Annotated in this window: 28 protein-coding genes; 23 read left to right on the forward strand and 5 right to left on the reverse strand. The window is 45.2% G+C overall.

Going from position 1 to position 25,185, the window contains the following annotated elements:
• Positions 1–279 precede the first annotated feature (279 nt).
• Positions 280–663 (forward strand): hypothetical protein, encoded by a 384-nt coding sequence (locus tag AC6RGY_RS00430; protein ID WP_499858776.1) that lies wholly within the window; start codon positions 280–282, stop codon positions 661–663.
• Positions 664–863: 200 nt separating this feature from the next.
• Complete coding sequence (gene cas6 / locus AC6RGY_RS00435) at positions 864–1,667, forward strand: CRISPR-associated endoribonuclease Cas6 (protein WP_499858777.1); 804 nt, start codon at positions 864–866, stop codon at positions 1,665–1,667.
• A gap of 62 nt (positions 1,668–1,729) precedes the next feature.
• Here cas6 and AC6RGY_RS00440 read toward each other — a convergent pair whose 3' ends face one another.
• Positions 1,730–2,515 carry a hypothetical protein gene (locus AC6RGY_RS00440; RefSeq protein WP_499858778.1) on the reverse strand — a complete coding sequence of 262 codons (786 nt, stop codon included), beginning with the start codon at positions 2,513–2,515 and terminating at the stop codon, positions 1,730–1,732.
• Positions 2,516–2,887: 372 nt separating this feature from the next.
• Here AC6RGY_RS00440 and argF point away from each other — a divergent pair, with 372 nt between their 5' ends.
• The 12 genes from argF (at position 2,888) to AC6RGY_RS00500 (ending at position 16,885) form a co-directional block, all read left to right on the forward strand.
• Positions 2,888–3,844, forward strand: coding sequence for an ornithine carbamoyltransferase (argF, locus tag AC6RGY_RS00445; RefSeq protein WP_499858780.1), 957 nt, complete (start codon positions 2,888–2,890; stop codon positions 3,842–3,844).
• A gap of 60 nt (positions 3,845–3,904) precedes the next feature.
• On the forward strand, positions 3,905–5,110 hold the full coding sequence (locus AC6RGY_RS00450) for an argininosuccinate synthase (RefSeq protein WP_499858783.1): 1,206 nt from the start codon (positions 3,905–3,907) through the stop codon (positions 5,108–5,110).
• Position 5,111: 1 nt separating this feature from the next.
• Complete coding sequence (gene argH, locus AC6RGY_RS00455; protein ID WP_499858787.1) at positions 5,112–6,524, forward strand: argininosuccinate lyase; 1,413 nt, start codon at positions 5,112–5,114, stop codon at positions 6,522–6,524.
• A gap of 36 nt (positions 6,525–6,560) precedes the next feature.
• Positions 6,561–6,929 (forward strand): YhjD family protein, encoded by a 369-nt coding sequence (locus AC6RGY_RS00460; RefSeq protein ID WP_499858790.1) that lies wholly within the window; start codon positions 6,561–6,563, stop codon positions 6,927–6,929.
• 292 nt (positions 6,930–7,221) lie between these two features.
• A complete protein-coding gene (gene argC / locus AC6RGY_RS00465; protein WP_499858792.1) occupies positions 7,222–8,253 on the forward strand; it encodes an N-acetyl-gamma-glutamyl-phosphate reductase in 1,032 nt (343 codons plus the stop codon).
• Positions 8,254–8,334: 81 nt separating this feature from the next.
• Positions 8,335–9,594 (forward strand): bifunctional ornithine acetyltransferase/N-acetylglutamate synthase, encoded by a 1,260-nt coding sequence (gene argJ, locus AC6RGY_RS00470; RefSeq protein WP_499858793.1) that lies wholly within the window; start codon positions 8,335–8,337, stop codon positions 9,592–9,594.
• A gap of 208 nt (positions 9,595–9,802) precedes the next feature.
• Positions 9,803–10,594, forward strand: coding sequence for an acetylglutamate kinase (gene argB / locus AC6RGY_RS00475; protein WP_499858794.1), 792 nt, complete (start codon positions 9,803–9,805; stop codon positions 10,592–10,594).
• 1 nt (position 10,595) lies between these two features.
• Entirely contained in the window at positions 10,596–11,765 is a 1,170-nt protein-coding gene (argD, locus tag AC6RGY_RS00480; protein ID WP_499858798.1) for an acetylornithine transaminase, read from the forward strand.
• A 400-nt stretch (positions 11,766–12,165) separates the two neighbouring features.
• Positions 12,166–13,089, forward strand: a complete 924-nt coding sequence (locus AC6RGY_RS00485) for an ABC transporter ATP-binding protein (RefSeq protein ID WP_499858799.1) — start codon at positions 12,166–12,168, stop codon at positions 13,087–13,089.
• Positions 13,086–13,829, forward strand: a complete 744-nt coding sequence (locus AC6RGY_RS00490; RefSeq protein WP_499858800.1) for an ABC transporter permease — start codon at positions 13,086–13,088, stop codon at positions 13,827–13,829. The genes AC6RGY_RS00485 and AC6RGY_RS00490 overlap by 4 nt, the downstream gene beginning before the upstream one ends.
• Positions 13,830–14,158: 329 nt before the next feature.
• A complete protein-coding gene (locus tag AC6RGY_RS00495) occupies positions 14,159–14,962 on the forward strand; it encodes an SDR family NAD(P)-dependent oxidoreductase (protein ID WP_499858803.1) in 804 nt (267 codons plus the stop codon).
• 129 nt (positions 14,963–15,091) lie between these two features.
• Positions 15,092–16,885 carry a S9 family peptidase gene (locus AC6RGY_RS00500; RefSeq protein ID WP_499858805.1) on the forward strand — a complete coding sequence of 598 codons (1,794 nt, stop codon included), beginning with the start codon at positions 15,092–15,094 and terminating at the stop codon, positions 16,883–16,885.
• An 88-nt stretch (positions 16,886–16,973) separates the two neighbouring features.
• Here AC6RGY_RS00500 and AC6RGY_RS00505 read toward each other — a convergent pair whose 3' ends face one another.
• Positions 16,974–17,144, reverse strand: coding sequence for a hypothetical protein (locus AC6RGY_RS00505; RefSeq protein WP_499858806.1), 171 nt, complete (start codon positions 17,142–17,144; stop codon positions 16,974–16,976).
• Between the two features lie 166 nt (positions 17,145–17,310).
• On the opposite strand from AC6RGY_RS00505, the gene AC6RGY_RS00510 reads away from it, so the two are divergent.
• The 6 genes from AC6RGY_RS00510 to AC6RGY_RS00535 all read left to right on the forward strand — a co-directional run bounded on the left by AC6RGY_RS00510 (position 17,311) and on the right by AC6RGY_RS00535 (position 21,901).
• Positions 17,311–17,742, forward strand: a complete 432-nt coding sequence (locus tag AC6RGY_RS00510; RefSeq protein ID WP_499858808.1) for a CoA-binding protein — start codon at positions 17,311–17,313, stop codon at positions 17,740–17,742.
• 109 nt (positions 17,743–17,851) lie between these two features.
• Positions 17,852–18,037: a hypothetical protein gene (locus AC6RGY_RS00515; protein WP_499858811.1), complete on the forward strand. Its 186-nt coding sequence runs from the start codon at positions 17,852–17,854 to the stop codon at positions 18,035–18,037.
• A gap of 162 nt (positions 18,038–18,199) precedes the next feature.
• The gene (locus AC6RGY_RS00520) at positions 18,200–19,522 is read left to right on the forward strand and encodes a helix-turn-helix domain-containing protein (RefSeq protein WP_499858813.1); all 1,323 of its coding nucleotides are present in this window, start codon (positions 18,200–18,202) and stop codon (positions 19,520–19,522) included.
• 170 nt (positions 19,523–19,692) lie between these two features.
• Entirely contained in the window at positions 19,693–20,214 is a 522-nt protein-coding gene (locus tag AC6RGY_RS00525) for a DUF3907 family protein (RefSeq protein WP_499858816.1), read from the forward strand.
• 216 nt (positions 20,215–20,430) lie between these two features.
• Positions 20,431–21,183, forward strand: coding sequence for a tetratricopeptide repeat protein (locus AC6RGY_RS00530; protein ID WP_499858817.1), 753 nt, complete (start codon positions 20,431–20,433; stop codon positions 21,181–21,183).
• A gap of 265 nt (positions 21,184–21,448) precedes the next feature.
• Positions 21,449–21,901 (forward strand): hypothetical protein, encoded by a 453-nt coding sequence (locus AC6RGY_RS00535; RefSeq protein ID WP_499858819.1) that lies wholly within the window; start codon positions 21,449–21,451, stop codon positions 21,899–21,901.
• Positions 21,902–22,027: 126 nt separating this feature from the next.
• On the opposite strand, the gene AC6RGY_RS00540 is transcribed toward AC6RGY_RS00535, so the two are convergent.
• From AC6RGY_RS00540 to AC6RGY_RS00550, 3 genes are read right to left on the reverse strand one after another with little or no spacing between them, the layout of a single operon-like run.
• Complete coding sequence (locus tag AC6RGY_RS00540) at positions 22,028–22,864, reverse strand: family 1 encapsulin nanocompartment shell protein (RefSeq protein ID WP_499858820.1); 837 nt, start codon at positions 22,862–22,864, stop codon at positions 22,028–22,030.
• Between the two features lie 14 nt (positions 22,865–22,878).
• Positions 22,879–23,160 (reverse strand): hypothetical protein, encoded by a 282-nt coding sequence (locus AC6RGY_RS00545; RefSeq protein ID WP_499858822.1) that lies wholly within the window; start codon positions 23,158–23,160, stop codon positions 22,879–22,881.
• Positions 23,153–23,443, reverse strand: coding sequence for a hypothetical protein (locus AC6RGY_RS00550; protein ID WP_499858824.1), 291 nt, complete (start codon positions 23,441–23,443; stop codon positions 23,153–23,155). The genes AC6RGY_RS00545 and AC6RGY_RS00550 overlap by 8 nt, the downstream gene beginning before the upstream one ends.
• 183 nt (positions 23,444–23,626) lie before the next feature.
• On the opposite strand from AC6RGY_RS00550, the gene AC6RGY_RS00555 reads away from it, so the two are divergent.
• The 3 genes from AC6RGY_RS00555 (at position 23,627) to AC6RGY_RS00565 (ending at position 25,178) form a co-directional block, all read left to right on the forward strand.
• The gene (locus AC6RGY_RS00555) at positions 23,627–24,034 is read left to right on the forward strand and encodes a DUF309 domain-containing protein (RefSeq protein WP_499858827.1); all 408 of its coding nucleotides are present in this window, start codon (positions 23,627–23,629) and stop codon (positions 24,032–24,034) included.
• A gap of 106 nt (positions 24,035–24,140) precedes the next feature.
• Positions 24,141–24,728, forward strand: coding sequence for a hypothetical protein (locus AC6RGY_RS00560; protein ID WP_499858829.1), 588 nt, complete (start codon positions 24,141–24,143; stop codon positions 24,726–24,728).
• 42 nt (positions 24,729–24,770) lie between these two features.
• On the forward strand, positions 24,771–25,178 hold the full coding sequence (locus AC6RGY_RS00565; protein WP_499858832.1) for an SANT/Myb-like DNA-binding domain-containing protein: 408 nt from the start codon (positions 24,771–24,773) through the stop codon (positions 25,176–25,178).
• The last annotated feature ends 7 nt before the right edge of the window (positions 25,179–25,185 follow it).

Genomic DNA, 25,185 nt, shown 5'->3' on the forward strand with positions numbered 1-25,185 from the left:
TAACGCAAAAGAAAAGAAAATGATGGCCAGAAAAGAAGGAGGGGTTTATCTTTTTCTCTCAAGTGGAATAATTTTAGAAGAGAACGAGGTATATGGGCGATGGATAAATGGCAAAAATGTTGATGGATAAGAAACGGTTTCCACTTGATTCGGGTGAAGCTTTCTCGCTACAATGATAGAAGGAACGAATTGAGAACCTTTTTCACTGAGGGAATGTAATCGAAATGTTTCGTTTCGGTTATCAATTCATATATATAAATTAAAAAGGTGGTGAGATCCATGACCAGACTGGTACACCATGGATTTCAGGAAGGGGATTGGATTAAAGGGACGTCCATCTACGATGAAATGTTTCAGGGTTACATTGAGTCCATAGATGAAACACATGAATCCGCTAAGATTCGCGTAATCCAATCGGACCATGAACGTGTCATTGGAAAAGTCATCACAAGCCCATTGGAGCGCCTCCGTCATTATGATGAGAATCAACCCTATGAAGAAGGTCAACTGATGAACTTAATCGACATCTCATTATCCAGTAGCGATAAAGAATGGTTTATGCACCTGACGCATTTGTTGAACAAACAACGAATGGAGGGAGAGGACCAAACTTCCTCTACCCACGATACCGTCAAAGGATGCGAGTCCTATAAAAAAGGGTAAGCGAAGGAAAATAGATGAAAAACGGTCGTCTGTCCATGTAGCGGGATGGATGGCCGTTTTTTATACATACCAAAATATAAAATATACTGAAAAAAGGGATGAAAGATTAGAGTAAAATATAGAAAATGATGTGTAATCATGTTATGATTACTACAACTTTTCGCAATAGGATCGATATTATTTTATTGGAGGAAGAGCTTTTGAGATTTCAGTTACAGCTGGGAAGCGAACAATCGATTCTACTCCCACGCAACTATCAGCGCGTTTTACAGGGCCTGATTTACAATCTGATTGAAAATGAAAAGATTCGCGATTTTCTTCATAATGAGGGCTTTGAATGGGAAGATCGTCGATTTAAACCAATGGTCTTTTCCTGGTTACAAGGACAATACACGATCGAAAAGGATAAGGTTCGCTTTCAATCTCCTGTGCAACTCTATATTAGTTCTTGCTGGTCTCCTTTAATAGAAGAATTAGCGAATGCTTTTTTATCCACCTCTCAGGTAACCCTACGAGGACAAGCATTGTGGATCGAAAAGGTAGAGGTAATGGTAGAGCCAAACATGGATGAGAATGACATGATTGTTCGTACGCTCTCTCCTATTACCGTCTACTCCACCTTTGAAACCAGGGGAGGGAAGAAAATTACGCACTATTATGATGTGCGCGATCCAGCGTTTTCAGAACTGATTCGAGCCAATCTCATCAAGAAAGCGCAAGCCATCTGTGGTTGGGATTTGAGCGATCGCTCCTTTGCTCTTGAACCTGTAGGAAAGGTGTATGAACGGCAGCAGAAGCGCATTCGCTACAAAGGATTCCTCATTAAAGCATGGAACGGAACCTTTCGCATGAGTGGAGATCCTCTGCTCAAACGGATGGGGTATCAAGTTGGCTTAGGAGGAAAGAATGCACAAGGGTTTGGTATGGTTGAATCGATAGCGGAATCATCGGAGCTCTCTTATGCGACAGAGGTCGAGTCCGCATGTTTACAAAGGAGATCATGAGCAAAAGCGCCCTTTTTTTAAAAAAAGGCGCTTTTTGTGAGTAGAAGGTTTAATGACAAAACTTAGCTTGCTTTCTTACGCATGGTTAAGAAAATAATGAGTGTGACTATCCCGATCATGAGCAGGAGGCCTCCTGCACCTAAGGCGATTAAAACAGGAAGGTTAGGAACACGAAGGGAAAGTTCAATGGGGTTTTTCTCTCCCGGTTCGACATTCCAAATCAGCGTTTTTCCTTCGTCTATCACTTCATCCGCATTATGTTCCTGGGGTTCGATGGGGAGTGTAAACAAGACGCGAAGGTTTATTTGCTCCATGAGGAATCCAGATAAGACATCCCCTTTTCCAACCTCGGTAAGATCAGCTTCTGTATTTACACGAAGGGTATAATATAAAAATCCTTGTTCCAGTTGATAATCGTTTTGCAGGAGAAATGGCGCAACTGTTGAAGAAGAGGAAGTCATCGGCAAGGTAGAATGAGTTGAAGCTAGCAATGGATCTATTGTTTCCGAATCAAGATAGACAGATAGTTCCTCTTTAAATTTTTCGAAATCTTCAAACGGAGGTTCATTGGCGATGTTGTCCACTTTTTTGGTGGCCAAAAAACCTTTTTTCTCATTCTCTGCAAGTGGAGTAACATCGTATCCTTCTTCGACAAAAGCTTGTTTGATACCGGCAAATGTGTCGTCCATATAGCCACTCAGTGCGGATTGTGTTAAAAGCACCTTAAATTCATACACTCCGGACCCATCTTTATGAATGGTTACATGCGTATCAGCATCCATGCACCCACTCAACATTAGAGGAATAATTAGCAAAAGGATGAATAAAAAACGCTTAGGTTTCTGCATATATCGAAGGCTCCTTTCGCGAGTAACCCGTTCTTAACACCCAGTATATACGATAACGCCAGAGGAGGAAATATTGAATGCAGCGGGTGAGAAGAGCGGGGAGAAACAGACGAAATATTGAATTTGACTGGATCTATTGCATAAAAACAATCATCTATGTATAATAATCCGTAATAAAACGAAAAGCACTTTCTTCGCCTCGCTAGGGATCGGACAAAATAAACTAGAAAATAAGCCTATATAATAGGGTTTTTATCGTTTTGCGAGAGGTATATCTGAGGTTTTTGAAGTGAGTCATCTGCAATTATGATTCTAGATGTATGCGTTTTGTTGTATAAATATAAGATAGGGGAATATCGAGGAGGGATTGGGATGGTTTCGCTTATATCAGAAGAATTATCGGGGTTAGTAAAAAAAGACTTCTTAACCTTGAACGACTTTCAAGGAGAAGAAATTCATGCATTGCTCGTGTTAGCCCAAGAGCTTAAATGGAAGCAGAAGCAAGGGCAGATGGAAGTGCCTCTACGGGGGAAGACGTTGGCGATGATCTTTGACCTTCCTTCGACGCGGACTCGTGCTTCTTTTGAAGTGGGGATGGCTCAACTGGGAGGGTATTCACTCTCACTTCAGCGCAATGAGATTCAATTGGGACGTGGGGAGACGATCGAAGATACCGCGCGTGTGTTATCGCAATACGCGGATGGGATTCTGGTTCGTACAACATCACACCAGTGGTTAGAAAGATTTTCCCAGCATGCGAGTATTCCTGTGATCAATGGATTGACGGACCTGTATCATCCGTGTCAAGCCATGGCGGATTTACTGACGCTTAAGGAGATGAAAGGGGATTTACGTAATGTGCATGTTGCGTACCTTGGTGATGGCAACAATGTCTTACATTCATTGATGTACGGTGCTGCGGCTACCGGCATGCAGTTAACGGTATCTACACCTGCAGGATATGAAGCAGACGAAAACATTTGGACAGAAGCGACAAAGATGGTAGCGGAGGCAGGGGGAAGACTCACTTTCTGTAGCGATCCCAAAGAGGCAGTAACGGATGTGGATGCCATCTATACAGATACATGGTTGAGTATGGGGGAATCGGGCAAGAAAGAGGAACGCAAACAAATCTTTGCGGACTATCAGGTGAATCAAGCTTTGATGAATCGAGCCAAAGCGGATGCGATCTTTTTACATTGCTTACCTGCTTACCGGGGATATGAGGTGACGGCAGAAGTGATGGATGGTCCGCAATCTGCCGTATGGAAACAGGCAGAAAATCGTCTGCACGCGCAAAAAGCCATTCTAACTGCGCTGTTGTCATAAGGAGCGCTTTAGCAGAGAAGGCGTCCTTAGAAGATAGATCTTAATTTGGAGGGGAATAAAATGGGGAAAGAAAAAATTGTTCTTGCGTATTCTGGAGGATTGGATACATCGGTGGCTATTCGGTGGTTGAGTGAAGAATATGGTTACGATGTGGTGACAGTTGCTTTAGATGTTGGCGAGGGGAAGAATGTACAGCACATTCAAGAGAAGGCACTTAAGATTGGAGCGGTTGAGTCGATCGTAGTTGATGCGAAAGAGCGATTTGCTGAGGCGTATCTAACTTCTGCCTTAAAAGCGAATGCGATGTATGAGGGGAAATATCCTCTCGTGTCGGCTCTATCTCGCCCACTTATTTCCGAAGAATTGGTGAGAGTCGCACGGGAAGTGGGGGCAGTGGCAGTCGCGCATGGCTGTACAGGAAAAGGGAATGACCAAGTACGGTTTGAGGTATCCACTCACGGTCTCCACCCAGATTTACAAGTGGTTGCTCCAGTTCGTGATTGGAAGATGTCAAGAGAAGAAGAAATTGAATACGCGCAAAAGCATGGTATTTCCATCCCGGTTGATTTGGATAACCCGTATAGCATTGATGAAAATTTGTGGGGGAGAAGTTGTGAGTGTGGCGAGTTGGAGAACCCATGGAACGAACCACCAGCGGGTGCATACGAATGGACATCTCCCTTAGAGAAAACCCCTGATCAATCTCAAGAAGTGGAAATCTCTTTCTGGCACGGAATTCCGACGCATCTTAATGGGGAGAAACTTCCCTTTCAAGAACTCCTTCATCAGTTAAATCAGTTAGCTGGCGCGCATGGTATCGGACGAATTGATCATGTGGAAAACCGCTTGGTGGGGATTAAGTCGCGGGAAGTGTATGAATGCCCTGCCGCGGTTACCTTAATCACCGCTCATCGTGAACTGGAGTCACTGGTGTTGTCCAAAGACATTCATCACTTTAAACCGATCGCCGAACAAAAGTGGGCGCAATTGGTTTATGATGGCTATTGGTTTTCTCCGCTGAGAGAGGCACTCGATCGGTTTATGGACGAAACACAGAAACACGTGACAGGCAATGTAAAAGTACGTCTGTTTAAAGGGCATGCGACTGTCATTGGGAGGGAATCGCCCTATTCCTTGTACAATGAAGCGCTTGCCACTTACACCAGAGATGATGCGTTTGATCACGAGGCAGCCGTGGGCTTTATTCAGTTGTGGGGCTATCCGGTGAAGACTTATGCCGAGGTTCATAATGGAAAGGAGGAGTAAGATGAAACCGTGGGGTGGTCGTTTTAGCAAGTCAACCCATCAGCAGGTAGAGCAATTCACCGCTTCTATTCCATTTGACCATGTGTTAGTGGAAGAAGATATCTTGGGAAGTATCGCTCATGTGGAGATGTTGGGGGAGTGTAAGGTTTTAACTGTAGAAGAAGTGGAACGAATGACACAGGGACTCTTGTCTGTAAGAGAAAAGATCAGGCAAGGGGAGACAGAGTTCTCCATTGAGTTTGAAGATATCCATATGAATGTGGAGAAGCTGTTAGCCAGTGAAATTGGTCCGTTGGCCGGTAAGCTGCATACAGCCCGTAGCCGCAACGATCAAGTAGCCTTAGACCTTCACCTGTATCTAAGGAAAGAGAGTGAGCGCATCTTAGATGGATTGGTGAAGCTGCAAGAGGTTCTTCTGCAGCTGGCTGATCAACATATGGACACGATTTTACCAGGCTATACTCATCTGCAACGTGCGCAACCGATTCGACTTGCCCATCATTGGATGGCCTATGTGGCCATGCTAGAGCGGGATATGGAGCGCCTAATAGATGGTTACAAACGGATTAACTCATGTCCACTAGGAGCGGGGGCTCTGGCGGGCACGACCTTTCCCATCGATCGCAAGTGGGTGGCTGACCGGCTTGGATTCGAGAACTCGTATGGGAATAGCCTCGATGCCGTTAGTGACCGGGATTATGTGGTGGAATTCTTGGCGCACGCTTCCTTAATCATGCTCCACCTTTCTCGCCTCGCAGAAGAACTCATCTTGTGGTCGAGTGAGGAATTTGCCTACGTTATGCTTGATGATGCCTTCTGTACAGGAAGCAGTATGATGCCACAAAAGAAGAACCCTGATATCCCTGAGTTGGTTCGAGGGAAAACGGGGCGTGTCGTCGGGAGTTTAATGGGGCTTATGATGACCCTCAAAGCCCTTCCGCTCACCTATAACAAAGATCTACAGGAAGATAAAGAAGGTGTGTTTGATACCGTAGAGACCTTGAAGGATTCCCTGTCCTTGATGGCAGCTGTATTGGCATCGATGCAGGTGAACAAAGAGAGTATGAAGCGGAATGCGAACAGCGGATTTTTGAATGCAACAGATGTAGCGGATTATTTGGTCGGGAAGGGCCTTCCCTTTCGCCAATCCCATGAAGTGGTGGGCAAACTGGTACGTTATTGCTTAGAAGAAAATAAAACGATTGAAATGTGTACGTTAGAAGAGTTGAAAAGATTCTCGGCATTGTTTACTTCGGATCTGTATAGGGCAGTGGAATTGGAACGTATGGTTGATGCCCGGAATCAATGGGGAGGGACGGCCAGGTCTCAAGTGAGTGTTCAGATCGATGAGAGCAAGGAGCGCTTGCAAGAGAAGAAAGAATGGTTAGTGGAAAAAGCACGGTCCCGTAGATAAAGATAAGCTAGCTGGACAGGTGATGGAGGTGAGTGTGTGGTCCCGCAAAGCTACAGTCAGTTCTATGACGGTGTTAAGAAATTGGTGCAACTGGAGAGTGTTCGATCGTCTATTCGTGGAGATCTTTCGCAGATAAAAGAGTCCAACCTTCATCTGTATCCATCGATTCACTGGATTTACGAGCAAGCGTTGTCTTCCGTCGATGCAGAGCTGAAAGCACTCCAACACCAGTTGAAATACACATCTGACGGAAAAGTGTTAGGGAAGATTGAGAAGTCGGATGCTTGGGATGTGAGGGTAGAGTACCATGGGCATAAATATACTCTTCACTTCTCCTATCATCAATTGTCTACTGAGAGGGATAGCTGGTTTCAACATTATTTTCAAGAGAAAAGACATGGATGATGGATTCTTGGGTAGATGACCTTTTCAGTAAAGACTTCTCAATTCGTTGTGTAAGCGGGCTGTTGTCACGATATACCGGAGTGGGACAGAGGAATTTTTTGCTCTAGGGGATGTTTGTCATCCATAAGAAGTGGGTAAAGGATGAAGAAGGTGCGCTTCCTTCATGTTAAGGAATGGACAATACCTTTACTTATCTGAAATAGGGAGCAAATCGAATTTGAGGAGGCATTCCCATTATTCGAAGTCATTTGCAAGTGAGCAGGAAGATAGGAACGATCGAGGAGTGGTTATCATGAAGGCCGTCGTAATCGGGGCCACAGGCTATGGAGGCGTGGAACTGGTTCGCTTGTTGGACGGCCATCCACATCTAGAAATCGGCGGTCTCTTTTCATTTTCGCAAGCGGGTCAGTCCTACAGTTCCCTCTATCCCCATCTCTCCCATATCGAATGGACTTTGGCAGAGATGAATATGGAAGCGATTGCAAATGCGGGTGACATCGTGTTCTTCGCTACTCCGGCTGGGGTGAGTCGAGAATGGGCACCTCGTTTAGCAGAGCAAGGCAAGGTATGTATCGACTTGTCGGGAGACTTTCGCTTAAACAGCGAAGATTATCGCGAATGGTACGGGAAAGAGCCAGCGCCAGAGAGCTGGTTAGATAAAGCCGTATATGGGTTGAGTGAGTGGTATCCGGAGGAGATTAAAAAAGCCTCTCTGATCGCCAATCCAGGTTGTTATCCAACAGCTACTCTTTTGGGTCTGTTGCCTTTGCTTCGAGCCAATCTAGTGGACCCGGACTCTCTGGTGATCGATGGGAAATCGGGTGTGACCGGAGCTGGACGTTCGACACAGCAAGCCAAACTATTTTGTGAGGTTAGCGAAAACTTACGGGCCTATAAAGTAGAAGGGCATCAACATATCCCTGAAATTGAACGGTTTGCTAGTGAATGGGCACAAAAATCGATGAAGGTCAGCTTTACTCCGCATCTGGTTCCGATGAACCGTGGTTTATTGGTGACGACAGTAGCGAAATTGCCAGCGGATGTCGGTATAGATGCCATTCAAGCGGCATATGAAGAGGTATACGAAGGTCAACCTTTTATCCGTATCCTACCGGAAGGGCGCTGGCCTCAGACCAAGGGAGTGCAAGGAAGCAATTATTGTGATATTTCCTATACCAAAGATGATCGTACCGGAAGCTTAAAAGTTGTCTCTGTTATCGATAACTTGGTCAAAGGGGCAGCTGGACAGGCGATCCAGAATGCGAACCTTCGCTTTGAGTGGCCTCAGACGTCAGGGCTTCAAGGAATACCGATGTATCCGTAAGAGAAAACCAAATGCTTTAGTTAGATGGAAAAAAGAAACCAAAAAAACGTGTGATAATGATGAAGGAGAGGATTTTTTCAAATGGGTCAAACAGAGCTGCTTGAGACCAGCCTGGAATGTGAGACAAATTTTACGGTTGTTTCTAAGCCGGATGTAACAGCCCCCAAAGGATTTTTTAGTGCGGGATTGCATTGTGGAATTCGACGCAAGCACCCAGACTTGGGGATGCTTTATTGCGACACTCCAGCAGCTGCAGCAGCAGTCTATACGACCAATGCGTTTCAAGCGGCACCGTTAAAGGTGACACAGGCGAGCTTAGCGGAAGAGGGAAAGTTGCAGGCGATTCTCGTCAACAGCGGTATTGCCAATTCTTGTACAGGAGAAGAAGGACTTCGCGATGCTTATGAGATGAGAAAAGTAGGTGCCGATTTATTGGGCCTGCCTGAGCATCATGTGGCCGTCGTCTCTACGGGCCTGATTGGTACCTTGCTACCGATGGAGAAGATCACCTCAGGGTTAACACAGCTAGCCCCACAGTTAGGTAGAGGAATGGTTAAGCATACGGATTTCGCTCGTTCCATTCTTACCACGGATACGAAGACCAAACAGGAAGCGGTTACGGTCCAAGTGAATGGGAAGACAGTGACCATCGCCGGAGCGGCGAAAGGTTCGGGCATGATCCATCCGAATATGGCTACCATGCTCGGTTTCATAACAACAGATGCGAATATTTCGTCAGCATCGTTGCATCAATTGTTAAGAGGGACTACGGAAGAATCCTTTAACATGATCACAGTCGATGGAGATACCAGTACGAATGATATGGTTTTGGCGATGGCAAGCGGTCAAGTGGAGCACGAGCAATTGACGGAAGACCACACGGATTGGCAAGCCTTTCGTGAGGGATTCTTGCATGTTGCTCGTTCCTTAGCGATGGACATTGCACGGGACGGGGAAGGTGCCACCCGTTTGATTGAAGCGCGTGTTTTAGGAGCTAGTAGTGTGGAGGGGGCTAGAAAAGCGGCCAAAGCGATCGTAGGCTCAAACTTGGTGAAGTCTGCTGTATTTGGTCAAGATGCCAACTGGGGACGCATCGTTTGTGCGGTTGGCTATGGTGACCCCTCGGTCCATCCCGACAGTGTGGATGCATCTATCGGTCCGGTTGCCGTTGTGCAAAAAGGATTGCCCATTTCTTTTGACGAAGAAGCTGCGAACGAGGCGCTACTGGAAGACAAAGTAGTCCTCACGGTCAATTTAAATCAAGGCGAAGAGCAAGCTGTTGCATGGGGTTGTGATCTGACTTATGAATACGTCAAGATCAACGCCTGTTATCGTACGTAGAAAGAGAGAGGAACAAGGAAATAGGGAGCGGCAGGGGAGAAGTTGCCTTCGCCTGCTTGCTTCCTATACCCTGTTCTCCTTTGATTTCAATATTCTCTAGAAAACCATTCAGATGTGAGTTGTCAATGTGTATGGAAGCTTGCTCTTCGAGTGGATAAGTAGAGTAGAAAGGAATTGGATAGGGTGGAGCTTGTAATGGGAGGAAGTCATGGATAAGAGAGAGCATATTGTGATTAAAGTAGGCGGAAGTGTGTTGGATGTCCTTCATCCAACTTTTTATCGTGCTTGTGTACAAATGATGGAAGCCGAACTTCATCCAATCTTGGTCCACGGTGGCGGTCCATGGATTAGCCGTTTGATGGAGCAGATGCAGTTAACTCCTCGCTTTGCTGATGGCTTGCGCGTGACGACTGAGGAGACGCTGGATGCGGTTGAAATGGCACTTGCCGGAAAAGTGAATAAACGCTTAGTGACGCAATTGGAGCAAGCGGGTGCGGAAGCCATGGGGATTAGTGGGGTGGATCGTCGCCTGATTCGAGTCACACAACAAGATGAAGCACTGGGCTACGTGGGCCAAGTGGAAGAAGTGAACACTTCTGTATTGAGGCATTTGATTGCGGAGAAATGGATTCCTGTCGTAGCCTCAATGGGAGTGGATCATCAGGGCCAGCATTACAATGTGAATGCAGACACGGCTGCTGGAGCGATCGCGCACGCTATGGAGGCAGAAAAACTGGTGCTGGTTACCGATGTCCCTGGCATCTTACGTACACAGGGAGAGAAGAAGGAAGTAGTTCCCGAAATGACTCCGACCGAAGTAGAAGAGATGATTGCGTCAGGTGATATTTCCGGGGGAATGATTCCTAAGGTACGGGCGGGTCTATCCTCATTGGCTGGCTCTGTGCAAGAAGTCATGATTTGTGGCGGGCAATCGGAGGTTTCCTTTACTCGTGAAAAAGGATTAACAGGGACACGGCTAGTGCGAAAGGAGGGCATTTAGCGTGCACACATTTCCGACATATGTAAAGCGTAATGTGACTCCCGTGCAGGGAGAGGGTGCCTATCTATGGGATGCAGAAGGGAAGAAGTACCTTGATTTTACATCAGGGATCGGTGTAACCAACCTGGGGCACGTTCATCCGCGAGTGAGCGCGGCACTGCATGAACAAGTGGATACCTTATGGCATCTGTCCAATCTGTTTCCCATTCGACTGCAAGAGGAGGTTGCTCAGCAACTTACTCAGGCGAGTGGCTTAGGGGCTGCCTTCTTCTGTAACTCAGGTGCGGAGGCGAATGAGGCAGCCATTAAATTGGTGCGCAAAGCAGCGAGAGAGAAACGAGGCATCAAACGTCCAGAGATCATCTCTCTCAAGCAGTCTTTTCATGGGCGCACGATGGCCACCTTGTCTGCAACGGGACAAGATAAAGTGAAGACAGGGTTTGCACCGCTAGTAGAAGGGTTTGTCACGGTTGAACAGCAGATGGAAGCGATTCGAGCGGTCACCCATGAAGAGACTGCAGCCGTGATGTTAGAGCTCGTACAAGGAGAAGGGGGCGTACGTCCGCAGGAGCCCTCATTTGTTCATGAGCTATCATCCTTTTGTCGAGAGCGTGGCATCTGGTTAATCGTTGATGAAATTCAGACGGGTATAGGGCGAACAGGAACCCTCTTTGCTAGTGAACAATATGGGATTACCCCCGATGTTCTTACATTGGCGAAAGGGTTAGGCAACGGGATGCCACTGGGAGCAATGTTGGCCAAATCTGAATTGGCACCTTACTTTGGCCCAGGAAGTCATGGAACCACCTTTGGTGGCAACCCCCTAGCAATGTCAGTGGCCAACGCCGTCCTGAAGGAAATGCTAGAGGAATCCTTCCTCCCTCATGTGCGTGAGACTGGAGAGAAATTTAGAGCATTACTCGAAGAAAAACTATCCTCTCATCCAGTGGTTAAAGATATTCGTGGGTTGGGGCTGATGATCGGCATTGAGCTGAATGAAGAGGCAAAGCTTGTGATCGAAGAGTGTGAAGAAGCAGGATTGCTCATCCTACCAGCCGGCCCCAATGTCCTCCGCATCCTGCCGCCTCTAATTGTAACGGAGGAACAGATTGTTGAGGCACTGGAACGCTTAACAGCTGTTTTAAACAACAAGGCTCCTTCAACCGTGTAGAATGTATATGGATGTCCCTCTTTCAAAAGCAGGGACATCCATTTTTATCTGCTTAACCATATATACCTTTATATGAGAGTCTCTCTTGTGGAATTAGATTTCATGAGGTGAGATCACAATCTTTCTGGTGAAAGAAGGGTGGAAGCTCGTCCTCTTTAATGATGGAAGAGGGCGCAGGGTTGTCCTTCGGAGTGACCTTGCAACGTTCCCGTGCAACCGTCACGCAGAAGAATTCCCTGGCCCATCATCCAGGCTGCGAGAGAACCAGACACCCCATGCTGGCTACTTTCCTGAACCGCTTTTTAATATTGTGATATCATTGACAAGAGGCAACAATCAAGCGAATAAAAGTAAGAGTACAGAAAAATGAATAATAACAGAAACGAAAGAGGTGGATAACATGACGACCGTTATATCCGTAGCAAACCTATATAAGCAGTATAAAGAAAATATTGCGGTTCATGATGTCAGCTTTGAAGTGAAGAAGGGGGAGATCTTTGGCATTCTGGGACCCAATGGAGCGGGGAAGACCACCACCGTCGAGATTCTAGAGGGATTACGGAAACGAGATCGTGGGGAGGTTCAAATATTGGGTATGGACCCGGATAAAGAGCCTTATCGCCTACGTGAGCGAATTGGTATCCAGTTTCAATCTACCTCGATACAAGATCGGATGAAGGTAGCGGAAGCGTTGAATTTGTTCGGCTCTTTTTATAAAAATCAGGCAGATGTGGATCAAATCATTGAGGTCTTGGGATTAAAAGAGAAATTGGGGGCGACATTCGAAAGCCTGTCCGGCGGCTGGAAACAGCGATTAACTTTAGCACTAGCCATCATACATGACCCGGAGATTGTGTTTTTGGATGAGCCGAGTACCGGCTTGGACCCGAAGGCAAGACGCGATTTATGGGATTTGATTTTGGGATTGAAAGAAGGAGGGAAAACCATTGTTTTGACCACGCACTATATGGAAGAGGCCGAGCACTTATGTGACCGTGTTGCCATGTTTCATAAGGGGAAAGTAGTCGCATTGGGCACACCCAAAGAGCTGACGAAACAGTTGACCCATACTCAAGTACTCACCTTTACATCGCAAGAAGTAGATGAGGAAGTGCTCCGCGCCTTGCCATCTGCAGAAAAAGTAGAAAGGGATGAAGATCAATTCCGACTACATAGTACGGACCTACAACATACGGCTCTTCACCTTTTACAAACAGCAGCGGAGAAAGGGTGGAAAATCGAGGGTCTGCGTTTTGAAGTGGCCACATTGGATGATCTGTTTGTTCATATACCCAAAGAAGAGAGAGAGGAGGAAGTATCATGACCGCATTTACCAAGTTAGCGACGATGGAAGTAAAGCTTTTCTTTCGAGAAAAGATGGCCGTATTTTGGACTTTTCTGTTTCCGGTGCTCCTTATTTGGCTATTTGATAATTTATTTGGAGAACAGATGGGTCAGCAAGAGTTTGCTTTAGTCTATATACCGGCTTGGATCGGGATCAATTTATTAACAGTCGCGCTGTTTGGGATTGGAACGGTGTTAACAGAAAATCGTGATAAAGAGATCTTACGCCGTCTCAAAGCGACTCCACTGCGCCCTTTTGTTATCTTGGGAGCGAATATGGTACAAGGAGCGGTTGTATTTTTGATCAGCGCTCTGATTCTCATGACTTACGGCATGGTCTTTCTAGAGCTTCCTCTACCTAAGTATCCAGGGAGTACACTTGGAGCACTGCTCCTATCCCTCTTAGCGATTTTTCCTTTCGCAATCTTTATCACCTCCTTGGCAAAGAACAGCCGGACGGCAGCGGCAATCAGCTCAGTGGTCTTTAACTTGATGCTTTTCTTATCGGGGGCTACTTTTCCATTAGAGATGATGCCTACCTTTTTGCAATGGTTTGCTAAATTCCTACCATTGTACTATGTGGTTGATCTGTTGCAACAAACATGGAATGAATCTCCGATTTGGGAGAATGGACTATCTGTTGGCGTCCTGTTAGGTATCTTTGGCCTCTTCACGGGACTAGCAGGAAGGTATTTTCGTTGGAGCAAGCAAGCGGATTGATTCTGAGATTTATCTCTAATTCTATAAGTGGCCTTTCCCATCGGGTAGAGTTTGACTTCATGGAGCCACCGAATACCGATCGGTATATGGCGCGTAGTTTGGGGTTGGTCACCCCCTTCTACTCGATTTGACTAATCATGGTCTATAACGAGTTTGATATACCCTCCATAATTTTTCTTATAATTTTAATAATTTAGATATAAATTTGATATAAATTTGCTTTTTCTGCATTGTCCAATGGGTTGATGAAGTGTGATAGCCATCCTCTCGAAGGATGGAAGCTCTTTGTGTTACACTAAATAGGGAACGATTACCAAGGAGAGGATAGCATGGCAGACTCCTTCTCAACAACTGCATTACAAGGAAAAACCGCACTGATCACAGGAGCAACAGGTGGGATTGGAACGGCAATAGCGAAAGCGTTAGCCGCGATGGGGGCTAACCTGATAGTAACGGGTCGCAATGAGGAACGACTAAAAGTGTTGGATTCTCAATTAGAGGAAATAGAAAGTCAAGGAGAGAGAATGATGCTCTCAGCCGATCTCTTACAAGAAGAGGGGCGGACACACCTATTACGAACGGCTATAAAGAAGATGGGTTCGATCGATATTCTGATTAATAATGCTGGGGTGTACGGAAGTGGTTTGGTAGAGGAAGTGGATGAAGAAGAGTTGAGACGGGTGATGGAGATTAACTATGTTTCGGTCGTCATGTTCACCCAGGCTGTCTATCAGGAGATGAAAAAAAGAGGTCAAGGCAAGATCATTAATCTCTCCTCCCTTTCTGGGAAGCGCGGTTATGCAACCGGTACTCCGTATGTAGCCTCCAAGTTTGCTCTTGAAGGATTTACACAATGTCTTGCAGTGGAAGCTGCTCCCCATGGTGTGCAGGTTAATGCGATCGCCCCTGGTTTGGTTGATGCGGGAATGGCTGAGACGGTCATCGGACAAAAGGCGGAGCGAGCTGCGCAAACGACAGAGGAGGCTCGCAGGGCATCTGCAAAAGCCCTACCAACTGGGCGGATAAGCGAGCCGGAAGAAGTAGCTGCTCTGGTGGCCTTCTTATCTTTAGACCTGGCGAATAATATGATCGGAACCTCACTGAAATTGGGTGGCGGTGCTTTGTTGGGATAAGGAATCAAAGAAGAAATCGGATAAATGTCAGAGCGTGTGTCTTTCGATAAAACAGGGTAAATCAATGATATTGGAGAATAGTAAAGAAAGTGATCAAGGTCCTAAATAAGATGTAAAGGAAGGGAAAACATGATAGCTTTTCCGAAAACGGATGTAGAGCATTTTTTTCAAACCTACGGGATTAAAACTTTTGCTATTCGTCCCGATGAGGGACAGATCATCTTTAGTACCAATATAAGTGGGAAGTATGATTTGTGGGGAATGGATCTACCGAACCATTGTCCCTATCGACTTACCTTTACACAGCAGGATTTTCAGACAATCCATTTTGATAAACAGGGTCGCTTTGTTATCGTGGGTTATGATCAAGATGGTGATGAGAACACGGCTTTATACGCGATGCGTGCGCAGGGAGGGTCCCTTCTCCCCTTACGAACGAATGAGGGAATGCGTCACTTTTTCGCTTTTCTTTCTGAGGATGGCGAGCGGCTCTACTATACGTCGAATAAAGAAAATCCACAGTACTTGAACAGCTACTGTTATTACATCCAATCAGGCGAGGAGGAACTATTGCTCGAGGGGAAGGAATCTGCTACTTCTATTGAAGCAGTAAGTCCGGAAGAATCTAGCTTCGTTTACCTAAAGCATATATCCAATACCTATCAGGAGATGTATGTGCGGAAGGGGCATGAAGATCTCCGACTGACACCCGAAACAAGTGAGAATCATATGGTGTCCGATGTGGTTTATTGTTCAGATGAAGAGGTATATCTCATCACCAACTTTGAGTCGGATTACTCCTACCTGGCCAAATTTAATATTCAAACGAAAGAGTTTGCAGAGGTTCTTTGCCTGGAACATGAAGAATTAACACGAGTGAAATATGACCGTCAACATGAAGTGTTGTATATTATTAGTTCGCGTGGCGTCGAAGATTGTCTATATCAATATGATCTGAATCATAATCGTTTGCTTCAATTAGATATCCCCGTCGATCATATTCTGCAACTGGAGGTGGGGCAGTCAGGCAATCTGTATCTATTAGGAGATGGACCGACACGACCGCCTAATCTTTATCAATACCAAGTGGATGGTCACTATGCTGTGTGGGAAGAGTTGACCCATAATCGTATTCCCGGTGTAGATGAAACGGAATTGGTCGATCCTGAGATCATTCGTTACTCTTCCTATGATGGACTGGAAATTGAGGGGTTGTATTTCCGCGCACGAGAAGAAAATGATAATGGGCATCTGATTTTCTGGCCTCATGGAGGGCCACAATGGGCTGAACGCAAAACGTTCCGCGCGCTTTTTCAAGCCCTTGTTCACCACGGCTACAGCATTTTTGCACCAAACTTCCGTGGATCGACCGGCTATGGATTGAAATTCACTAAAATGGTTGAAAAGGATTGGGGAGAGGGACCTCGTCTCGATTGTTTGGAAGGGATAAAATGGATGATCGAGCGTGGATATGCGGATCGTGAAAAAATCCTCTTAATGGGGGGGAGTTATGGGGGCTATATGGCGCTCTTACTATCGGGGCGTCATCCGGAATATTTCAAAGCGACAGTAGATATTTTTGGTGTCTCCAATCTGTTCACTTTTATTGAGTCTGTGCCGGAATTTTGGAAGCCCATGGTGAAACATTGGGTTGGTGATCCCGTTAACGATAAAGAGAAGTTGACGCAGGATTCACCCATCACCTATTTGGATAATATCAGCCAGCCGATGCTGATTATTCAGGGTGCCAATGATCCTCGTGTCGTGCAGGCAGAATCAGATCAAATGGTGGAAGCGTTACGGGAAAGAGGCGTAGACGTTGACTACCTTGTATTAGCAGATGAGGGGCATGGCTTCTCCAAGAAAGAAAATGAAATCAACGTGTATCGCAAAGTACTTGCCTTTTTTGATCGCTTCCTCTAAGAGCATAATAGGAGAGATGAAAAATCCCCCTGTCATGCAGGGGGATGTAATCGTTTGCAAGAGAAAGTCGCTTTTTTAAAGAGATTTTTTATGCGTGGGGACCATCCAAAAAAGCAATGGACTCAAAGATTACTTCATCGGCACCCGGAAGATCTTGGTCGGGAAATCCATCAGGGAAAACCACCTCATCGGCCGAATGCGGATCGGGCTCTTCTCTTGGAGCCGGGCGTAGTCTTTCATCTCCTCGATCTCGTTGCACAGTGTATCCCTCCTTTTTTCTTCCTATATCTTTTCACGAAGGCGATGGATTATTCCATTGCATTCTTCGCTGACCACGAATGGTTTTTTGATCTTTGTTGAACCCATTCCTCTTAAACCTTATAATGGATGGAAAGGGAATATAGTAATCATAAAGGTGGGTTAATATGAAAGCAAATCCGAGTGACGATAGAAGAAGACAGATCTTACAAGAAGCAAAAAATATCGCTGTAGTAGGCTGTTCAGACAAACCGGAACGGACGAGCTATATGATTGCCAAAGCGTTGCAAGAGGCAGGTTATCGTATCTTTCCAGTGAATCCGATGCTGACCGAGCCAGTGTTAGGGGAAAAGCCGTATCAATCGGTAAGCCAGATCGAAGAGCCGATCGATATTGTGGATGTCTTCAGGAAAAGTGAGCACGTGATGCCAGTAGCTGAAGATGCTGTAAAGGCGAAAGCAAAAGTTTTATGGTTACAACAGGGGATCACTCATGATCAAGCTGCACAATATGCGGAGGAAAACGGGCTTGAAGTGGTGCAAGATCGTTGTATTAAGGTGGATCACGCTCTTCTAGTGGGCAAAAGATCGGGTTCCTAAGGAGTATCTTGCAGGAGAGGTTTGGGTGGGGCGTCCAGGCACATTGAGTCGGTTCTACATATAATGCCACAAACAATCGCACTCTCACTGTTGAGGCGGGTGATGGAACGTGGCTACTATGAAGCTGTCCACTCTTGTGCTAACGGTTTCCCCTAGTCTTTATAAATTATTGAAAAAAGAAGAGTTGGAAGCTGAAGTGATCGTACGTTGTGAAGTATCGGAAATCAATGAAGATGATATTGATGAGATTATTGCTCATACAATCGAATTTTACCAACGCTCCCCTCATCATTAGGGTAAGAATCATGTGAGGGGTTTTTTATTTCTTTCATGCTTACACAGGTATCTAGTATAAGTATACAAGTTACCCAGATATTTTCGCTCATTGATTCCCAAGATATTTCTCCTTGTGTATAATGGCATAGGGATCTCATTTCATTTCAAAGGAGCGAGGAGATTGAATCATTTACAAATGGCTCAAATAGGGGAAATCATTCGCAAAGTACGTAAAGAGCGCAATTTAAGGTTAGAAGATCTAGCAGATGAAAATATTTCTCCCGCGACGATTAGTAATATTGAACGAGGTGTTCCACATGTACATAAGAAGAAAATGGAATATCTCATGCAGAAAATGAACCTGGAAGTAGAAAACCTTCCTCAATTGATGAAGAGTGAAGAACGCATCGCTGAAGAAATGAGGTTTCATCTCTTTAATGCTTCCTCATACTGTTACTCAGGCCAAGGGAAACAAGCGTTAGAGATTTTGGAGCAACTATCAGTGGAAGACCAGCACCCCATGGCTCCCTCCTACTACTATATTAAAGGTGAATGTCTACGCAATGAGAATAAGAGAAAGCGAGCAGAGCGCCTTTTCCAAAATGCGATCCGGCTTGGGGAGGATCGGGAACCCCGTGTGATAACCGCTTCATACCTTGGATTGGCTAAAATATATGAAGAGTTGAATCAGATAGAACAAGCCTTGTCTTTTATAGAGGAAGGGTTAAAGACACTCGAACCAACAGAAGAACAAGAAGAATTATATGTTCAACTTTTTTACTATAAAGCCCTTTATTTAAATTACCTTGGATGTTATAGAGAATCTTTAAGTATTTTAGAAGAAATATGGGGACAAGTTCCGTCATTAGCCGATTCGCGTGTCCAAGCGGGCAGTTACTCCCTTAAAGCGCAGTTGTATTGGCGATTAGGATATGGAGATAAGGCAGAAAAGGTGGCGTTTGACGGACTAGAAAAAGTTCGGGTTAGCGGGGATCGCAAAGGATTGTTCGACCTATGGACAGTCTTAGGCGATTACTATATGGACGAAGAAAAATGGGTAAAAGCAGAGATGAGTTATTTATTTTTGCTTAGTATAGATGAGCAAGTACAAGATTTTCGCCAAATGATCCATGTCTATTTGCAACTAGGGATTCTCTACTTCTTACAAAATCAGTGGGAGAAGTCTTATCCGATGATTGAGCAAGGGCTGTCGCTTGCGCAAAAATTGAAAGATCTGCCCTTGTTAACGAAGGCACTGGTGACAAAGGGAGATGCTTATATACGAGAAGGATATCCACGAGAAGCCATTCCCTACTATGAAAGAGCTCTGGAACAAGCGAAACAAGTACAAGATCAAAAAACAGAACATGAAGTGCTTTTTCGTCTTACGCATGCATGGGAAAAGGTTGATGAAGCGGAATTTAACCATATGGTACGTAGGCTGTATCAGAGTGGCTTGCGATTGAATCATCCTCTTCGTCATGTGTATGCTGAAAGCAAATAAAGGATTGAAGAATCCTAGATAAGGGAAAAAGGATAGCGTTGATACGATTACGATCACTTCTCTTTCACTTGAAAAGGTATGCCTGGACGGTGGGCTATTTGCTTCAAACATGCTATACTGATACTTACCTTCTATTCTGATAATGTCTTTGAGGAGGCGACTCAACCAGTATGCCAGCTGAGCAAACCAAACAGCTGTGTCAGATGACGCGTCAATCGCTAAAGGAAATCAATGATCAATTGGTACCATTTTTGAATTACACGCATATTCCTCAGCTTTTATCTCAAGTAGAAGATGGGGACGATCGAGAGTCATTGGAAGAGTATTATGGCCAATTTCTGTCCGATCTTCGTCATCTGAACGTTTCCTGTGAACTGGCGTATGAAAGCGTCAGCCTTGTTTTACGTCGCGCCAAGTTTAATCGCGAATTTGCGGATAAAGTTCTTTACGATGTGGTTCACTCCTGTATCTATACCTTCTATTATCCACAAAATGAAAGCTATGAAGAAGATGGAAGGTATACTTACACCGGTCATGACGCGATCTCATTTCGTCAAACCCCTGCACCGGCTTTGCGAGATTTGACGATTGCGCTTTCCAAAACGTTTGAGCGCTTACGTGAAGAACTGGAATACTATGAAACCGACTATATGACGGGAGTACGGATGCAAAAGGCGCGGATCGATAATTAGAAAAAGGGGCTTTTACGAGAGCAATTGGATCGTGAAGGCCCCTTTTTATGATCGGATCTATGCACAAAATCCCTTACATTATGGGTGCTTAGGAACACTTCTCTTCCTAAAAGGAATGAAAAGACAGTGACAGGCTTTGCCGAGTACGGTAAAATCAAAAGACAACTAGGAACGTACGGAAGCCATGGATGGAAGGGAAAGGGGATAGTAGAGAATATGAGAGAAACCGTTTCGAGCCTTGAGATGGATCAGGAAAGTTCGAAATCTGAAATTCAAGTGGACAAGCTACCTGCGAATAGGAATTACCGCAAAGTTCGAGCTCGTTTGAAAAAAACATTAAAGAGCAATCCACATCCGCTCCTTTATTTGGCACTAGCAAAATTGGAGTTTCAAAAGAAAGAGTGGGAAGCGGCACGTGAGACCGTTGAAGCTTTTTTGCTAAAAGAACCTTCTCACCGTGAAGGCAGACTGTTGCAGGCACAAATTTTAGAAGCAATGAAAATGCAGAAAGAGGCACTTTCCATTTATAAGTCTTTATTAAAGCAATACCAGGATTATGGACCTGCTTACCGTGAATACGCACGCTGTTTGCTGGAGCAAGGTGGCGTGGAAGAGGTAGAATGTCGCCTGATTCGTAGCCTCGAACTGAATCCACGTGATGCTCTTTCTCATGCCTTACTAGCAGAAGTATATGCGCAAACGAAAAGAGCGGAGCAGGCGGCATTGCATCTGGAGTTGGCACTACGCTATATGGAAGAAGATGTTCGTTTCCATCGTCAGTGTGCTCGTTTACTGATCAAGTTGGGACGTGGACGAGAAGCAATCGAACATTTGCGTTTGGCTGTGATGGCTGATCCTCACGATAAAAGTTTGCGTCACCAATTTCGGCAAGCACTGCGTGACCATCAACAGGGACTGCCGGTGGGTCCGATGCTACAGATTTGGTGGCGACGCGTGTGGCCATCGTAAAACGGAGTGATATTCAACAATTATCGACAAATTTCATCTTTTATGATAAAATGAAAATATAGCGTGATGGTAACGCTGAAGGTGTTCTTCCCTTGTGTGGGAGATGCCACGTACGTTACGCTTCTGAACTCCTTTATCTTTAACCCTTCATGATGAGACCGGGATGGACACCTGGTCTCTTTTCTTATGCTTGCTTTTCAGAAATGAATCACATAAAATAAAGGTAACTTGATAATGAGAATTGATATCAATAAGGTGGGTCATGATGAATAATCCCGTTCACGGTCTAATGGAGATTTGCACCATCTTAAACCATCGTCGGAAGCTAGGTGGAGCCATTGAGGCGGAAAGCGTCCGTCTGCGTACAGGAGAGTCTTTTTCTCATGCGGTGATTGTTTCGGCAGAGTGCACACAAGATCATGTTTATACGATGGGATTCTTTACAGAAGCAGGTGAGCATTTCATTGTGCATACTGCTGAGATTGCCATGATGATCAAACCGCGGCATGTTGCTGTAAAAGACGTAGTAAATGATTTTTATCGTGGATTGCGTCAGGAAGAGATGATTCGGTATCTAAAGAGACTTAACGAGGTGAGCGATGGGTTTCAGTCTCCGGGCGTGCGAGAAGAAATCCTGAAAATCGGAGAAGATATTGGTTGGGACGCCATTGGCGCCTGTCCTGAACTACATTTTTTAAAGAAAGCGAAAATCGCCTAGTTTCTTTTGGACACCTGCAGATTGGGAGCAGGTTTTCTTGCTGTTTAAGGGAGCAAACGCAGGAGAGAAGTGCGAAGAAAAAGAAACAAGAAGGCACAACAACTTGCCTTCTTGCCTCGGATTCTCTTATGAGTGATTTTCTAATGTACAGATGGCAGTGGGTCGTTTGATTCGAGGAACGAGGGTTTCATAGACACGAAAACGATGGTTCATGTCCTCACCATCTACATAGGTTGCTTGAAAATCTTGTCCCACAGCCAGGTCGAGGTTTTGCGAACCTGTTGCTACCAGGGCACCGGTACGCCCCTTGACCGCAGACGACTGATACACCCCATCGGTAACCAATTCACGCACATGTTCGATTTCTAACACGTGGGTTCCTGGATGAACACGGTGGAGAGAAGCGTATAGATCAGGTGATAATATGAGGGCATACGGGCCCGCATGTCCTGAGGAAAGCAACTTACTACGTGCTTCCACAATATCTTGGAAAGCATGACCGGCTTTCATCCAATCCTCCCGGATGAGGGTGTGGCGGCCTTTGACGTTCATGATTCCATTAATATGATGGCGTTCATCTCCATTAAAGATTAGATCATCTTCTCGAAAAGCTACATAGGCGGTGGCATCGGCTGCCCCACTAAGATCAATGGGAGTCTCTAATTTTTTTGCCATCTCTAAGTCGCGCCAGTACAGAAGAAAATCTTTATAGATGATAGGGATATCTAGATTCGTTCTAGAAGAAGGCTCCGCCAGGACACCACCTTCCCCTGTTAAGTCGAGGTGGCCGGGTTGGGGTTCTGAATAGATAAAGTGGGGCACGCTCTGGATTCCTGCCCCTAGTGGTCCGTAGAGTGAAATGAAGCGTCTTCCGATTAATTGCCGTTGAGCAGTCTCGATAACGATTTTTTTCATTGCGGCGATCGCATCTTTGGACAAAGGTGATTCATGGTGGGTACTCATAGATGATCTGCCTCCTATCGATTTAAGTTTCCGACGGACCATTCTTCGTGCTGTCCACGCTGACGAGCGGGTTGTTCATTGTCCTCCGTGAAGTGCTCACTTAGTTGAGAGACAATCTCTTTTAGTCGAATGTAATCATTACCAGACAGTTCGCGTAATTCTTGCAGCTTCGCTTGCTTCTCTTCATCGTCGGTCAATTCGAACATGGCCAGGTCGAGGTGTTCAACGAAGTTGTGTAAACCAAATTTCTCAATCTGAATATCTTGCAAAGCTTGTAAAAAATCGCGTCTATCCATTTTGTTGCCCCCCTTTGGAGCGAAGGTCGCCAACGGTCCATTCCTCGATGGAATCAATCTGATGAGAGATTGCAGGCTGATTTAATAACGTTTCTAGCCGTGGAAGCAGATCTTTCAGTCGCTTCAGCCTTTCTTCCTCTTCCTCGATGATATGGTGAAAATAAAGGCGTTCCTTTTCCGTAGCGGCATTATCTACTCGTGGTTCTAACATTTCGATAAATGTTTCGATCGACGACTGGGTGCGTGTAAAGAGAGCGTGTAACTCCGAAAAAATTTGCTCCATAAATTGTGTTCCCCCTAGCTTACCTAACAGTGGGTTATGGTACTGGGTTTCTATGCTAATATTATGGTATGGCAGATTTTTTGTAAAGGCTTCGGTTGAAACTGAAGAGTGATCCATCTGGTGCGGATGGGGATAGGAAGATCAATCATGGTTACTAGATGGATGTAAAAAGGATGGAATAAAATGAGTAAAAAAGTAGATTACCCCTCTTTATATATTGATTTCTTCGGCTGTTATCATCGAGGAGAGTATTGGGAAGCTCATGAAGTATTAGAAGATCTGTGGCAAACAGAACGAGAGAATGATTTTTATCATGGCCTCATCCAAGTAGCTGCGATTTGCCATCAACTAGAGCGAGGGAAAGTGCGTGGAGCACGAAAGTTGGCAACTACAGCACAAGCCTATTTGGCTCCATTTCGCCCTTTTTATCGAGAGGTGGAAGTGGAGCGAGTGTTTACTTGGTTACAGGATTGCTTGGACCGCTTACCTTCAACAAAAGCGATCGTTGACCCTATAGAAGTAAAAAAATTGTCCCTTGGCATTGCCCCTCTTCCTAAGCCACAACACTTTGAATCAAGTACCCGTGGGTGATATCCTTCGGGTATTTTTTTTTGAAAATATTTTTAGATAAGTGGCACCAATTGAGAAGTAAGCTAATAAATTAGGATGAAGACACTTTTGGAAGGAGAGTTTGAGTATGAAGGGACGCATGTGGACGGAAGAAGAAGATCGCTTGTTGTCAGATACGGTCTTGCGTTACATTCGTGAAGGGAAAACACAATTGGATGCGTTTGATGACTTGAGTGAGAAGTTGGGAAGGACAGCCGGTGCTTGTGCATTTCGTTGGAATGCTGTCGTGCGACAAAACGTTATGCGTGATTTTCAAAAGGCGAAAAAAGAAAATATCTTAAAAGAGATACAGAAGAAAAGGGTAGCCTCCGCCCACTCTCTTAAAAGTGTGATGAAAGATCTGACGCAAGTGGATGAAGAGAGGGAACGCATGGAGTGGCAGGTGAAAGAGCTTGAAGGAAAGCTAAATGGCAAAGAGGAGAGGCTACAGCAACTGGCAAAAGAGAACGAACGGCTAAGAGAGCATTGCCAAGCATTGGAACTGTACAATCAAGTGAAAGAACGATATGAAGGGTTACTCCATTTATTAGAAGTTGCACAGGCGATGGATCAAGAGGATCATGTACCGTCACAAGAAGAGGGAACAAACTATTTTTCATCCAAACCTGAGGAGTTAAAGACAAGCGTTGATACAGAATCCGATGCACAATCATAACATACAGGAGGCAATGGATTTAAGACGAAAGAGGTGCCGTTTTTGGCCCGCTCATGGAGCAGTGAAGAGGATCGAATTCTACAGCAATACGTGCAGACTGGAAGAAAGTCTGGAATGGACCGGAATAGGGTATTTGAAAAAATAAGCGAGAAGTTAGGAAGAAGTCCTAGTGCATGTTATAAGAGATGGAAATACTTAATGAATGCTCCATCCTCGTCTGACCAGGATATTCGCTCACAAATTGAACATTGGCAGGTCCGCATCGAAAAACTGGAGAAGATCTTACAAAGCAACCAAGATCAAATGGAGAAACTGGCAGAGGAAAGTCGGAAGCTACGCAAAGAGATGAAGTTTTTTGAAATGATGCTCATTGAAGAATACAACCTATTATTAAAGCTAATGGAACAACAGCAAAATCAAAATTCCAGTGCTCGTATTCATCGCCTTTAATCCCTTT

This window comes from Mechercharimyces mesophilus (genome assembly GCF_059818345.1).